This is a genomic window from Corynebacterium amycolatum SK46 (genome assembly GCF_000173655.1).
Classification (GTDB): Bacteria; Actinomycetota; Actinomycetes; order Mycobacteriales; family Mycobacteriaceae; genus Corynebacterium; species Corynebacterium amycolatum_A.
In genome coordinates this window covers 68,907-81,398 of record NZ_ABZU01000010.1, presented here as the reverse complement: position 1 = coordinate 81,398, position 12,492 = coordinate 68,907, and the positions used below count along the sequence as shown (strand labels likewise).

Annotated in this window: 13 protein-coding genes and 1 tRNA gene; 11 read left to right on the top strand and 3 right to left on the bottom strand. The window is 56.7% G+C overall.

All coding sequences use genetic code 11. The annotated features are described in order from the left end of the window. Positions 1 to 23: 23 nt before the first annotated feature. Both CORAM0001_RS07655 and CORAM0001_RS07650 read right to left on the bottom strand, forming a co-directional pair. The gene (locus tag CORAM0001_RS07655; RefSeq protein WP_005511192.1) at positions 24 to 449 is read right to left on the bottom strand and encodes a fluoride efflux transporter FluC; all 426 of its coding nucleotides are present in this window, start codon (positions 447 to 449) and stop codon (positions 24 to 26) included. Beyond that, complete coding sequence (locus tag CORAM0001_RS07650; protein ID WP_244262021.1) at positions 446 to 865, bottom strand: fluoride efflux transporter FluC; 420 nt, start codon at positions 863 to 865, stop codon at positions 446 to 448. Before CORAM0001_RS07650 ends, CORAM0001_RS07655 begins: the two co-directional genes overlap by 4 nt. 282 nt (positions 866 to 1,147) lie before the next feature. Between CORAM0001_RS07650 and pgm the strand changes: the two genes are divergently transcribed. The 6 genes from pgm to CORAM0001_RS10915 all read left to right on the top strand — a co-directional run bounded on the left by pgm (position 1,148) and on the right by CORAM0001_RS10915 (position 5,715). Next, positions 1,148 to 2,803: a phosphoglucomutase (alpha-D-glucose-1,6-bisphosphate-dependent) gene (pgm, locus tag CORAM0001_RS07645; RefSeq protein ID WP_005511175.1), complete on the top strand. Its 1,656-nt coding sequence runs from the start codon at positions 1,148 to 1,150 to the stop codon at positions 2,801 to 2,803. A gap of 54 nt (positions 2,804 to 2,857) precedes the next feature. Further along, positions 2,858 to 3,298, top strand: a complete 441-nt coding sequence (locus CORAM0001_RS07640; protein WP_005511211.1) for a MauE/DoxX family redox-associated membrane protein — start codon at positions 2,858 to 2,860, stop codon at positions 3,296 to 3,298. Positions 3,299 to 3,389: 91 nt separating this feature from the next. Continuing rightward, complete coding sequence (locus CORAM0001_RS07635) at positions 3,390 to 4,121, top strand: DsbA family protein (protein WP_005511130.1); 732 nt, start codon at positions 3,390 to 3,392, stop codon at positions 4,119 to 4,121. Between the two features lie 175 nt (positions 4,122 to 4,296). Beyond that, a tRNA-Ala gene (locus tag CORAM0001_RS07630) sits at positions 4,297 to 4,372 on the top strand. Between the two features lie 132 nt (positions 4,373 to 4,504). After that, a complete protein-coding gene (locus CORAM0001_RS07625) occupies positions 4,505 to 4,939 on the top strand; it encodes a pyridoxamine 5'-phosphate oxidase family protein (RefSeq protein WP_005511171.1) in 435 nt (144 codons plus the stop codon). A 179-nt stretch (positions 4,940 to 5,118) separates the two neighbouring features. Next, a complete protein-coding gene (locus CORAM0001_RS10915; RefSeq protein WP_005511124.1) occupies positions 5,119 to 5,715 on the top strand; it encodes a TetR/AcrR family transcriptional regulator in 597 nt (198 codons plus the stop codon). A gap of 129 nt (positions 5,716 to 5,844) precedes the next feature. Here the strand turns inward: CORAM0001_RS10915 and nadE are convergent, their stop codons facing one another. Continuing rightward, positions 5,845 to 6,696: an ammonia-dependent NAD(+) synthetase gene (nadE, locus tag CORAM0001_RS07615; RefSeq protein ID WP_050773628.1), complete on the bottom strand. Its 852-nt coding sequence runs from the start codon at positions 6,694 to 6,696 to the stop codon at positions 5,845 to 5,847. 143 nt (positions 6,697 to 6,839) lie between these two features. On the opposite strand from nadE, the gene CORAM0001_RS07610 reads away from it, so the two are divergent. The 5 genes from CORAM0001_RS07610 to nrdE all read left to right on the top strand — a co-directional run bounded on the left by CORAM0001_RS07610 (position 6,840) and on the right by nrdE (position 12,389). Further along, positions 6,840 to 8,216 carry a sugar porter family MFS transporter gene (locus CORAM0001_RS07610; RefSeq protein WP_050773630.1) on the top strand — a complete coding sequence of 459 codons (1,377 nt, stop codon included), beginning with the start codon at positions 6,840 to 6,842 and terminating at the stop codon, positions 8,214 to 8,216. A gap of 250 nt (positions 8,217 to 8,466) precedes the next feature. Next, the gene (ykgO, locus tag CORAM0001_RS07605) at positions 8,467 to 8,589 is read left to right on the top strand and encodes a type B 50S ribosomal protein L36 (RefSeq protein WP_005511141.1); all 123 of its coding nucleotides are present in this window, start codon (positions 8,467 to 8,469) and stop codon (positions 8,587 to 8,589) included. A gap of 748 nt (positions 8,590 to 9,337) precedes the next feature. Then, the gene (nrdH, locus tag CORAM0001_RS07600) at positions 9,338 to 9,562 is read left to right on the top strand and encodes a glutaredoxin-like protein NrdH (RefSeq protein WP_005511161.1); all 225 of its coding nucleotides are present in this window, start codon (positions 9,338 to 9,340) and stop codon (positions 9,560 to 9,562) included. Between the two features lie 85 nt (positions 9,563 to 9,647). Continuing rightward, a complete protein-coding gene (gene nrdI / locus CORAM0001_RS07595) occupies positions 9,648 to 10,070 on the top strand; it encodes a class Ib ribonucleoside-diphosphate reductase assembly flavoprotein NrdI (RefSeq protein WP_005511178.1) in 423 nt (140 codons plus the stop codon). A 174-nt stretch (positions 10,071 to 10,244) separates the two neighbouring features. Next, complete coding sequence (gene nrdE / locus CORAM0001_RS07590) at positions 10,245 to 12,389, top strand: class 1b ribonucleoside-diphosphate reductase subunit alpha (protein WP_208854651.1); 2,145 nt, start codon at positions 10,245 to 10,247, stop codon at positions 12,387 to 12,389. Positions 12,390 to 12,492 lie beyond the last annotated feature (103 nt).

The following is a 12,492-nucleotide window of genomic DNA, read 5'->3' as shown; positions in this document are numbered from 1 at the left end:
TCTCAGAAAACGATTATGTGCTACTAATTCGCCACAAGTGGGGGTAAACACATTCCGGCGAAAGCAAAGATTATTCCGCCAATCAGTGTGAGAGCAACGTACCCGCATGCCCTCCAAAAGTGTTGGTTCTTAAGGCGTACGATCTCTCCAGCGAGCGTCGACCACGTCGACAGGCCGCCGGCGAAGCCGATCATTACCGCCGCATAGGCCAGGGCAGACGTCATGCCATCGCTTATCGACGTTCCCCGCGGCCACACCACAGCAGCGACACCGGCGACGAAGCAGGCAATCATATTCGCGGTCCACGTTCCGGGCAGTTTGGAATCAGCCCACTTCACCGCAAGTTCGGCCAGCGCATAGCGCAGCGCTCCACCTACTGCGGCGCCAGCTGCGATAGCGAGGATGGCAGAGAGCGCCGAGGGAAAAGAACTGAGGAGATCGCCGGTCATTCCGCGACCTCCCGTACGCACTTGGTGCCCAGCCAGTAGGCGAGAGGGCAGCACAGCAGGTGAATAAGTCCAACGCTCACAATCAGCATGACTGACGCGTCCGCCTGCGCCAACAAAAGAATGACAAATGCGGAGAAAGTGGTGAAACCACCACAAAAGCCGGTACCGCAGAAAGCGGCAAGCCGGGGATTAGCAAACGCGATACTGCTGACCAGACCAAAGAGAAGGCATCCCAACAAGTTGATGACAGTGGTCGAAACTGCGCTAATTCCCGAACTCACAATCGCATCAATTGCCGCGCCGAGCAGAAAGCGACTCACTGCGCCAATAGCGGCTCCGCCGGCCACAACCAGGGCCATGAGAACCTGCGCTCGTCCTGCTGATGGCAGTTTCGCAGCGACAGATTCCTCATTCACGGTGAAGACGCTAGCACAGTGGCGAAAGGGGAGGTAGGCGCCGACAATTCGGAATCTTTCACGAGAAGGTGTTTCCGTCGGCACGCGAAAATCTACCTACTGCACCCTATTGCAGGGGCGAGTTTGCCTTACCGAGTGGTTCTTGCCATGCGCGCTGACCCTAAAACGGGGACACTGGGGAAGAGGAAGCGCATTTAAATCCGGTTTCCCCATTCCGACCGGCTCGTCGGCGGTGAAATCGGTGGTTGCGCAGTTCGCCGATTCAGCAGGAGGATACCCACAATGGCTCATGAGCGCGCCGGGCAATTGGCCCAGCCATCCGACCTTATCGATGTCGCGGAACTGGTGACTGCTTACTACACAAAGCACCCGGACCCGAATAACCCCGACCAGAAGGTCGTCTTCGGTACTTCCGGTCACCGCGGTTCCTCTCTCGACGGCGCTTTCAACGAAGACCACATTCACGCCACCACTCAGGCCATCGTGGATTACCGCAAGGGCCAGGGCATTGAAGGTCCGCTTTACGTGGGCCGCGATACTCACGGCCTGTCCGAGCCGGCAATGATTTCCGCCCTCGAGGTCCTCACCGCCAACGGCATCACCGTGATGGTTGACGCTCAGGATCGCTACACGCCGACTCCGGCCGTCAGTCACGCGATTCTGACGTACAACCGCGACGTGGAGGGAGGCCCGACGGGGAGTAGTTCCGCGCGTGCCGACGGTATCGTGATTACCCCTTCCCACAATCCGCCACGGGATGGTGGTTTTAAGTACAACCCGCCGACCGGTGGTCCGGCGGACGCGGATGCGACGGACTGGATTGCAGCTCGTGCCAATGAATACCTGGCTAAGGGCTTGGATGGGGTTAAGCGCCAGCTGGTGGACAAGGCCGGAGACCTCGTCGTAAAGCACGACTACCTCAACGCATACGTGTCGGACCTGCCGAATGTTGTCAACCTCGACGCCATCCGTGATGCCGGCGTGCGTATCGGCGCTGACCCCATGGGTGGTGCGTCGGTGGATTACTGGGGCGCAATTGGCGATGCGCATAACCTCAATCTGACTGTGGTCAATCCGCTGGTTGACGCGACCTGGCGTTTTATGACGCTGGATACAGACGGCAAGATTCGTATGGACTGCTCCTCGCCGAATGCGATGGCGTCCCTGATTGGTAACCGCGATAAGTTCGACATCTCCACCGGCAATGACGCGGACTCCGATCGCCACGGAATTGTGACACCGGACGCGGGTCTGATGAACCCGAACCACTACCTGGCCGTTGCCATTGATTACCTCTTCGCGCATCGTCCGGGCTGGTCGCAGGAGACCGCGGTCGGTAAGACGCTGGTGTCTTCGTCGATGATTGACCGCGTCGTCGCCAATTTGGGCCGCAAGCTCGTGGAGGTTCCAGTCGGCTTCAAGTGGTTCGTCCCGGGTCTGCTCGGCGGCACCATCGGTTTCGGTGGTGAAGAATCCGCTGGTGCATCGTTCCTGCGTCACGACGGCACTGTGTGGTCTACCGATAAGGACGGCATCATCCTGGACCTCCTGGCCAGCGAGATTAAGGCCGTGACCGAGAAGACTCCATCGCAGCTCTACGCAGAGCTCGCCGATAAGTACGGTGCCCCGGCTTACGCCCGCACCGATGCGGACGCAACCCGTGAGCAGAAGGCAATCCTGAAGAAGCTCTCGCCGGAGCAGGTCAAGGCCGACACCCTGGCAGGGGAGACCATCACAGCCAAGCTGACCGAAGCACCGGGCAACGGCGCTGCGATTGGCGGCCTCAAGGTGGTTACGGAGAACGCTTGGTTCGCGGCACGTCCGTCGGGCACTGAAGATAAGTACAAGATCTACGCGGAGTCCTTCAAGGGCGCAGATCACCTGGCGCAAGTTCAGGCTGAGGCGCAGGACGTGGTCTCGGCTGTTCTGAACGGGTAATCGGTAGCCGTTGGGCTAGCTGTAAACAGTTAGCCTGTATTAACATTTCTGTGTATGAAGAATTTCGTAGGCGTGGTAGCACGATTCGGCCTGGCTGCAGTTTGGTTGTACTCGGGTCTTATCAAACTGCTGAACCCGCTGGAATCGCGTCAGGCAGTGCAAGCTTATGAGCTGCTGCCGAGCGATTTGGTGCCGATGGTAGCGGTTGCGCTGCCCGCCTTCGAAGTCATCCTTGGACTCCTGCTGGTATTGGGGCTTTTCCTGCGCCCGGTAGCAGTGTTGTCTTGCGCGCTCTTGCTGGTGTTTATAGGCGGCATTATCTCGGCGTGGGCGCGCGGCCTGCAGATTGACTGCGGTTGCTTTGGTGGCGGTGGCTACGACGAGAACGCTGGCCCCGCTACGTATCTGACGGAAATCGCCCGAGATATTGGTTTTCTGGCCTTGGCTGTATTCGTGTACGTGTGGCCGTGGAAGAAGTTTGCCATTTACGCCTAGTCCGCTGGCTAGAGGGGAAGCCTAACAACCATTTCCGTTTTCTCAGGCGCAATTGTGCCATTGGCAAGAAAACACCGCTATCGTAAGCGGTGTGAGTCAGAAGATTAAGAATCCAAATGAAAAGGGCAGTGGTTTCGTCGTCGGCCTGATTGCTCTTCTTGCTGTCGTTGCAGTTGTTATTGGTGGCGTTATTTACATCGGTCGGTCGCAGCCGATTGAGGGACTGCCAGATGAGGACGTCGACTTCGCCGTCGCACTCGACGGCGATGTCATCCGACTAAGCAAGGACGGCGCCGAAGGGGCTAAAACGGCCACGATTTTTGAGGACTTCTCGTGCCACTACTGTGCTCAGATGAGCGAAGAGGGCCACGGTGATGAGCTCAAGGCGCTAAACGACGGCAAGCTTGTCGCTGAATACCGCACGCTGAACTTCCTGGATGGTCAGGAGAAGGAGCAGCGTGACGGTCACTCCACTCGCGTCTACGCGATTGCCCGCAAGATTGCTGAGACCGGCGATGCTCGCGCATATTGGAACTTCCACACAATGATGATGGCTGACCAGCAGAACTCCGTCACGTGGAGCAATGATGAGCTGGCTGACCGCCTGGAGCAGCTCGGTGTTGCTGACGAAATCGTCAGCGAGGTCCGTTCCGGCATCGACACCACCGAGGCCAAGGCAAGTGCAAATGCCAACTTCGATGACCTTGAGAAGCGCCTGGGCAAGGTTTCCTCGCCACACGTCTTTGTCGATGGCAAGGATATTCTGGAGAACATTTCCGGTGATGGCGGACTGGGGCAGTGGGTCAAGGTGGCCCTGCGCTAGGTTCCGTGCACGCTCACACGATTCATCTTCAGTTCATGTTCGGCAGATTCGCTCTGGGGCACTCGGCGAATACGTAAAAGAGTGTTCTACATGCGGATTTGGTGATACATGACAGTGCCATGTAGCCTTTGAGGAGTCCACAGCGGAGGGTGAAAGCCACTTCGATGTTGATTCTGGGGCTATGGCGCAGCTGGTAGCGCATCACACTGGCAGTGTGGGGGTCACGGGTTCGAATCCCGTTAGCTCCACCAGTATGAAATCCCTCGGTCGTTATGACCGGGGGGTTTCTTGTATCTACCCCTGGGGGTGCTCGCCGTTTACCTCAATGATTGGTAATCCGTATGGCTGTAGCAACTTTGTCTGAACGGTGGAATACTGGGGGTATGGCACACAACGACTCCATTATTCAGAAACTGTCCACCGAAGAATCCCTTGAGCTGCTGGCTTCGCAGACTTTTGGGCGCCTGGTCGTTCGTCGTAAAGACGATATGGATCTTTTCCCGCTGAACTACGTTGTTCATGAGGGGAGCATTTACTTCCGCACTGCCGAGGGGTCGAAGCTCTTTACTGTTTCTCTGAACCACGATGTTCTTTTTGAGGCCGACTTTGTTGACAAGGATGCTCAGAAGGCATGGTCGGTCATCGTAAAGGGTGACGCAGAGGTTCTCACCTCCCGCGCGGATATTAACGCTGCAGATGAGCTGCCGCTGAAGCCCTGGCTGCCGACGTTGAAGTACAACTACGTGCGCATTACCCCGAATGATGTTTCGGGTCGCCATTTCCACCTCGGTGAGGAGCCGAATCGCTACGAAGTGTAGCGGCGACATCCGGCACTTTTGCTTTACGACGTTGGGGGCTCCGTCGTAAAGCAAAGCTTGCGGCGTGCAAACGCAGCTTTTCGTTACTGAGCACCGCCGTTAGCTGTTTTTTTAAAAATTGTTGGGTTAAATTACCCAAAAGCGCCCTAAGCGAGATTCAACCCGTTACAGTCGCAAATGTGACGTGCACCATAGAATCGACCGATGGGGTGCCAGCGCAGCCCGATGTGCGCAGGCAGTCCCCACGTATGCAGAAGATCGTAGATGAAGCGCGCGCGATGCTGCGCGAATCGGGCTGGAGTGCTATCAGCATGCGCCGCCTAGCGGCGCGGCTCGATGTGAAAGCGCCATCGCTGTACAAGCACATCAGTGGCAAAGAAGAGCTCCTCCAGCTGCTGCTGACCGAGAGCCTCGAGAACCTGGGCAAGCGTATTCATGCTGCCATTGATGAGGAATGCACTTCGGCATCTCTGCTGCAGGCGTACCGCCAGGCAGTTCTCGACGATCCGCATGGTTACCGGCTGATGAGTCGCACAAATTTCGTGAATGTCGCCTCGCCTTCGTCGTTGGACGCCTGGATTCGCGATGCATTCATTAAGGTTGCCGGCGATGAGTCTAAGGGATTGGCCATGTGGGCGTTCGCCCATGGTTTGGTGACCGCCGAGCTCGTCCAGGATGGTTCACCTGTGCTGGAACCCAGCGCTGAAGCCGGTGCGGCAGACAGCTTGGCCGCAGTTGGAGCTATTTGGGACGCTGGCGCGGAAGCCTTCTCTTAAGGGGTTTTGTCTTTAGAGGTTTTGCTGCTCTGCCCAGGACGTTGGTCCAGCCCGCTCAGGTGGGCGATAGCAGGCGAGGAAGTTTTTGGGCAGTATGACAGTGCTGGATCGGTGGCCCTGGACAGTAACCTAGCACCACCAGGAATCGACCGGCCCGGGAGGGACGGCTCGCTTGTGCCGGGAAATGGAGTAGAGGTGCTCGATTCGCGCGGCATCCTCATCTGAGACGGCCTTGCCTTCGAGGTAGTCGTCGATGGCGGTATAGGTCACCCCGAGTGCAACTTCGTCGGGAAGCGCAGGGCGGTCTTCTTCCAAGTCGGCCGTCGGCACCTTCTCCCACGTACTGGCTGGTGCGCCGAGGTGACGGAGTAAGGCCGCGCCCTGGCGCTTGTTCAGCCCCTGCAGCGGAACGAGGTCGCATGCGCCGTCGCCGTGTTTGGTGTAGAAGCCGGTGACTGCCTCCGCGGCGTGATCTGTGCCGATGACCAAAGCGCCGTCAACACCCGCCACTGCGTACTGGGCAATCATTCGCATGCGGGCCTTAATATTTCCCTTGTTGAAATCGCTGATAGCGCTGCCGGCCAGGGCATCGGTGACCTGGGTGGTCATCGCGGCAGTGGCCGGTTCGATATCGATAGTTAGCCTTTGGTCAGGTTGAATGAATTGCAGTGCCACCTGTGCGTCGTCCTCATCGGCTTGCACGCCGTGGGGGAGGCGAATGGCAATGAAAGTGGCATCCTCACCGCCGTCGCGAAGCTTTTCGACGGCCAACTGCGCTAGACGCCCGGCCAGTGTGGAATCTTGACCGCCAGAAATTCCGAGCACGAATCCTTTGGCGTGCGCAGCGTGGAAATAATCGCAGAGAAAATCGACTCGGCGGCTGATTTCCTCGGCGGCATTGATGGTGGGCTGGACGTGGAGGTCGTTAATAATCTCCGGCTGGAGGGGGTGTGGGAAAGCCTGTGTGCCTACTGGTGTCATGAGCCTCACTCTACCGTTAGTTCCGGACGGGAAAAGGGATGATTTTCCTCCCCTAAGAGTGCCAAAACTCTCATCTTTATCGAGTAAGTGCTGTTCGGATAGGGGGTCTTTGACCGGACGGTGGCAAGATTTCCAGCGTGAGTATAACCGAACAGAATAAGACTGGACCGAACCGGGAAACCACCACAACTCGGTCGATAGCCGTGGCTATCATCGCCGCTCTGGGCGGCCTCCTCTTTGGTTACGACACCGGTGTCATCTCGGGCGCGCTGCTGTATATCCAGCGCTCGTTTGAACTGACTCCAGGACAGGAATCCACTGTCACCGCCATGCTCTTGGTTGGTGCGGCTATCGGTGCGTTCCTGGGCGGTCGCGTAGCGGACTCCCTGGGGCGCCGTGGCACCATCCTGCTCGGAGCGATCGGCTTCATCATCGGCAGTATCTGGTGTGCTTTCGCTACTAGTGCGTTTTCGCTGGGTGCTGCGCGTACTTTGCTTGGCGTCTGTATCGGTGGTGTTTCCATCGTCGTACCGATGTACATCTCCGAAATGGCACCACCGCATGTGCGTGGACGCCTGGTCAGCCTGAACTCGCTGATGATCGTGATTGGTCAGCTGGTGGCGTTCCTCACCAACTCCGCCCTAGCCTCCTCCGGTAACTGGCGACTCATGCTTGGATTCGGCGCTGTCCCCGGCATCGTGCTGCTCATCGGCATGCTGGTTCTGCCGGACACACCGGCCTATCTCGTCCGTCGAGGGCAGGAGGGCAAGGCGCTGGACGTGCTGCGTCAGATGCAGGGAGATGAGGCGACGTTGGCTGAGGTTGCCGTTGGTGAGGCGTCGTCAAGCGCCGATCAGCGTGCAGCAGAGCGTCGGGCCGTGAAAATCCCGTGGGTGCGACGCACCGTCATCATTGCGATGCTTATTGGCGTGACGCAGCAGGTCACGGGCGCGAACGCGATTATGTATTTCGCGCCGACGATGATGAACAAGGTTGGCTTGTCGACGGAAAGTTCTGTCTATACCTCCATCATCATCGGTATCGCCTCGGTGATTTCGTGTGCAATTGGTATGAGCATTATTGACCGCGTTGGTCGCCGGCGAATGCTGATTATCGGTTTGGTGGGCTGTGCAAGCTCGCTGCTCGTGCTGGCGCCCGTCTATGGTCTGTCGAGTAACTCATCGACCGGTGCCATGATGTCGCTACTGCTGATGACTGTATTTATCGTGTTTCAGCAGGCGGCTGTGTCAGTGGCGACCTGGCTCCTGATTTCCGAGATCGTCCCGACAGAGGCCCGTGGTCTGGGGATGGGGCTGGCAGGACTCGCGCTCTGGGTTGCGAACTGGTTTGTGGCGCAGGCATTTCTTCCGATGGTGGATGCTGTCGGTGGTGCGTGGTCGTTCTTCTTCTTTGCCATCACGGGCGCAATTGCGCTGGTATTTACCATCAAGGCGGTGCCGGAGACCTCGGGTAAAACGCTTGCCGAGGTCCGCGAGTACATGATTGCCGCTGCCAAGTAGGGAAGCGGAGGCAGTTGCAACGTGGGGAGTCGCAATCTTGGGGTTGACCGTCAAAGGACATGTTTCCCCGGATTTTTGGAGTTATTCCGCTTATTAGGTAGTATGGTAACTCGTGTCGTAACGCATACTCTTTGATAATTCTTCGGATTATCAGGAAGGGTGCGTTGCCAGGCAGTCACTGGGGTGATTGTCCGGGGAGAGTGCAGTGTGCACATTCCCGTTTCGGAGCCGAGTAGAAAGGAGCGCCCGAATGAAGGTCCGCAAGTCCCTTCGGTCGCTGAAGAACAAGCCGGGCGCTCAGGTCGTGCGCCGTCGTGGCAAGGTCTACGTGATCAACAAGAAGGAGCCGCGCTTCAAGGCCCGCCAGGGCTAAGCCTTATTCAGGCTAGCGCGAAGCAAATAGCTTCCTCATTTATTGCCAAAACCGCAATCTGAAGCCGCAGTTTTACTGTGGCTAAAGGTTGCGGTTTTTGGTTTTTAGAGGGGTAGGTTCAGGCGGTGACAGCGTTTATGTCTGGCGGCGGTGGGGCGATGGAAGTTACTGACTACGGTTATGGCAAAAATTGCCCGAAAAATGGCTTGAAAGTGTCATAGACTCGCACAGTTTCACATGTGCAGCCCGTGTTCACATGTGCAGACCGTGATTTTGAGTTCGCTGCTGGATCCGAAGTTGGGCAGGGGCGGGCAGGGAGGGGAGGGGTGCTGCGGTGTCTGGCATTGGTGGGTTCGGCCTCGGGTCGTCTTGCAGTAATTGGGTTAACCAAAAAGCACCGATAGTTGTTTTTCTACGATTTTCTAGAATTTTTAGCGTGAAATTACAAGGTTGTGGTGCGTCTGTGTACAACATCTTGTGCGCCAGAGATCTCCGAACAGGGAATACCATGGTTGTGAGTACTACATCTAGTATGACTAGAGTTTTTTAGGCACCAAGTGTAGTGTTTTCGATGTCGAGCCAAGGATAGCTAAAAGGATCTGTCGGCCACCCGTACTCGGTTTCTCATGAACCTCCGGGAGCTTTCAGTCATTCAATCAATCCGCTGATTCCTCGGCCGCTTCCGTTGTTTGTACGAAGTCGATCTGATTCATTGGTCTTACCCAAAGCCAGAAAGTTTGTGAGAGTCATGGTTACCGTTTACAGCAAGCCTGCATGTGTCCAGTGCCGCGCTACCACTCGTGCCCTCGATAAGGCTGGAATTGCCTACGATATCGTCGACATCACCATGGATGATGAGGCTCGGGATTACGTCATGGCTCTCGGTCACCTCCAGGCGCCGGTCGTTGACACTGGCACTGAGACCTGGTCGGGTTTCCGCCCGGACCGCATTAAGGCTCTCCAGGCAGCTTAAGATTCACACACCTCCCCGCAGATTTCGTTGACCACCCGGGAAACGAAGATTGCGGGGGTTTTGCGATGTAAAGGGTGAAGCTCTCATGCTGGTGGTGTATTTCTCCTCGGCGACGGGGAATACACACAAGTTTGTTGAAAAGCTAGGTATCAAAAATGCCCGCATTCCCATCCGTCGTAATGAGCCGGAGCTTATCGTCGATGAGCCCTATGTCCTCATTTGTCCGACTTATGGTGGCGGCGCTTCCATCAGCGGTGGTAACTCAAGGCCAGTTCCACCGCAGGTCATTAAATTTCTTAATAACGAGCACAACCGCTCTTTCATCCGAGGTGTGATTGCTGCCGGCAATATCAACTTCGGTGAGGACTTCTGTAAAGCAGGGGATGTGATCTCCTACAAGTGCAAGGTTCCATATCTATATCGCTTCGAGCTGATGGGAACCGACCACGATGTGCAGCGAGTCCGAGAAGGGCTAGAGGAGTTCTTCCACGGTAGGGCCAGCGCTTAAGTTGGCTAGCCTCAGTGTCGAGGGAAGGGGCACTGAGGACAACCGAATGGGAACGCTCGCGGAAGCCGTCGTAAAGCGGTGCGCGAGGAAAATAGCTAGATTGGATTGCTCTGGGCAGTGTTTGAACAGACCCTGCGCAGGCAAATGAATATTAAAGGAGTCAACGTGTCGGAAATGGGCAAGCAGGTCGCGGAGCCGGTGGGCGAGGACAAGCTGGATTACCACGCGCTCAATGCGCTGCTGAATCTGTACGGTGAAGACGGCAAGATTCAGTTCGATAAGGACCGCATGGCTGCGCGGCAGTTCTTCTTGCAGCATGTCAATCAGAACACTGTGTTCTTCCATAACTTGCGGGAGAAGCTCGATTACCTGGTAGAGAACCATTACTACGAGGCCGAGGTTCTGGAGAAGTACGAATTTGAGGACGTCAAGGCACTGTTCAAGCAGGCCTACGCCCACAAGTTCCGTTTTCAGACTTTCCTGGGTGCTTACAAGTACTACACCTCATACACGCTGAAGACCTTCGACGGCAAGCGTTACTTGGAGCGCTACGAAGACCGTGTCTGCATGGTTGCCCTCACGCTTGCCGACGGTGACTTGGGGCTCGCGCAGCACCTGGTCGATGAGATCATCGCCGGACGCTTTCAGCCTGCTACTCCTACATTCCTTAACTCTGGTAAGGCCCAGCGCGGCGAGCCGGTGAGCTGCTTCCTGCTGCGTATTGAGGACAACATGGAGTCCATTGGCCGCGCCATCAACTCCTCGCTGCAGCTGTCCAAGCGCGGCGGTGGTGTAGCGCTGCTGCTGAGTAACCTGCGTGAACAGGGCGCTCCGATTAAGCACATCGAGAACCAGTCTTCCGGTGTCATCCCGGTTATGAAGCTGCTGGAGGACTCCTTCTCCTACGCTAACCAGCTGGGTGCTCGCCAGGGTGCTGGCGCTGTGTATCTGCACGCGCACCACCCGGACATCATGCGCTTCCTGGATACTAAGCGTGAGAACGCGGACGAGAAGATTCGCATCAAGTCGCTGTCGCTCGGCGTTGTCATTCCGGACATTACGTTCGAGCTGGCCAAGCGTAACGACGACATGTACCTCTTCAGCCCGTACGATGTCGAGCGCGTCTACGGTAAGCCGTTCGCGGACATTAACATCACCGAGAACTACGCGGATATGGTCGAGGACCCGCGTATTCGTAAGCAGAAGATTAACGCGCGTCAGTTCTTCCAGACCATCGCTGAGATTCAGTTTGAGTCCGGCTACCCGTACATCATGTTCGAGGACACGGTTAACCGCGCGAACCCGATTGAGGGCCGCATTAACATGTCGAACCTCTGCTCGGAGATTCTGCAGGTCAACACCCCGTCGACCTACAACGCGGACCTGTCCTACGAGCACGTGGGCGAGGATATTTCCTGTAACCTCGGTTCGCTGAACATTGCGATGACCATGGACTCGCCGGACTTCGGTCGCACTGTAGAGACTGCCATCCGTGGCCTGACGGCGGTCAGTGAGCAGACTTCTATTGACTCGGTGCCATCGATTCGCAAGGGCAACGACGGATCTCACGCGATCGGCCTGGGGCAGATGAATCTGCACGGCTACCTTGGCCGCGAGAAGATTATGTACGGCTCGGAAGAGGGCCTGGACTTTACCAACGCCTACTTCGCGGCAGTGCTCTACGCTGTCCTGCGCGCATCCAACAAGATTGCTCGCGAGCGCGGTCAGAAGTTCGTCAACTTTGAGAACTCCGACTACGCCAGCGGCAAGTACTTCGATAACTTCGATCCGGCAGAGTTTCAACCGAAGACTCAGCACGTCAAGGAGATCTTCGAGAACTCCACCGCGCACATTCCGGACGCTGAGGACTGGGCGCAGCTGAAGGCCGACGTCATGGAGTACGGCCTGTTCAACCGCAACCTGCAGGCAGTGCCGCCGACCGGTTCGATTTCCTACATCAACAACTCGACTTCGTCGATTCACCCGATTGCGTCTCAGATTGAGATTCGCAAGGAGGGCAAGATTGGTCGCGTTTACTACCCGGCTCCGCACTTGGACAATGACAACCGTGAATACTTCCAGGATGCCTACGAAATCGGCTACGAGAAGATCATTGACACTTACGCGGTCGCTACCAAGTATGTTGACCAGGGACTGTCGCTGACCTTGTTCTTCAAGGACACGGTGAGCACTCGTGACCTCAACCGTGCGCAGATTTACGCATGGCGCAAGGGTATTAAGACTCTGTACTACATCCGCCTGCGTCAGGTTGCGCTGGAGGGTACTGAGGTCGAGGGTTGCGTATCCTGCATGCTTTAAGCAAGCGTGCTTGAGGGCTAGGCATCTGATGCTTCAGCTGTAGCGCATGGAAGGCGCGAGAATTTCCCCGAGTTTTGACGGGAGGTTCTCGCGCCTTTTTCGT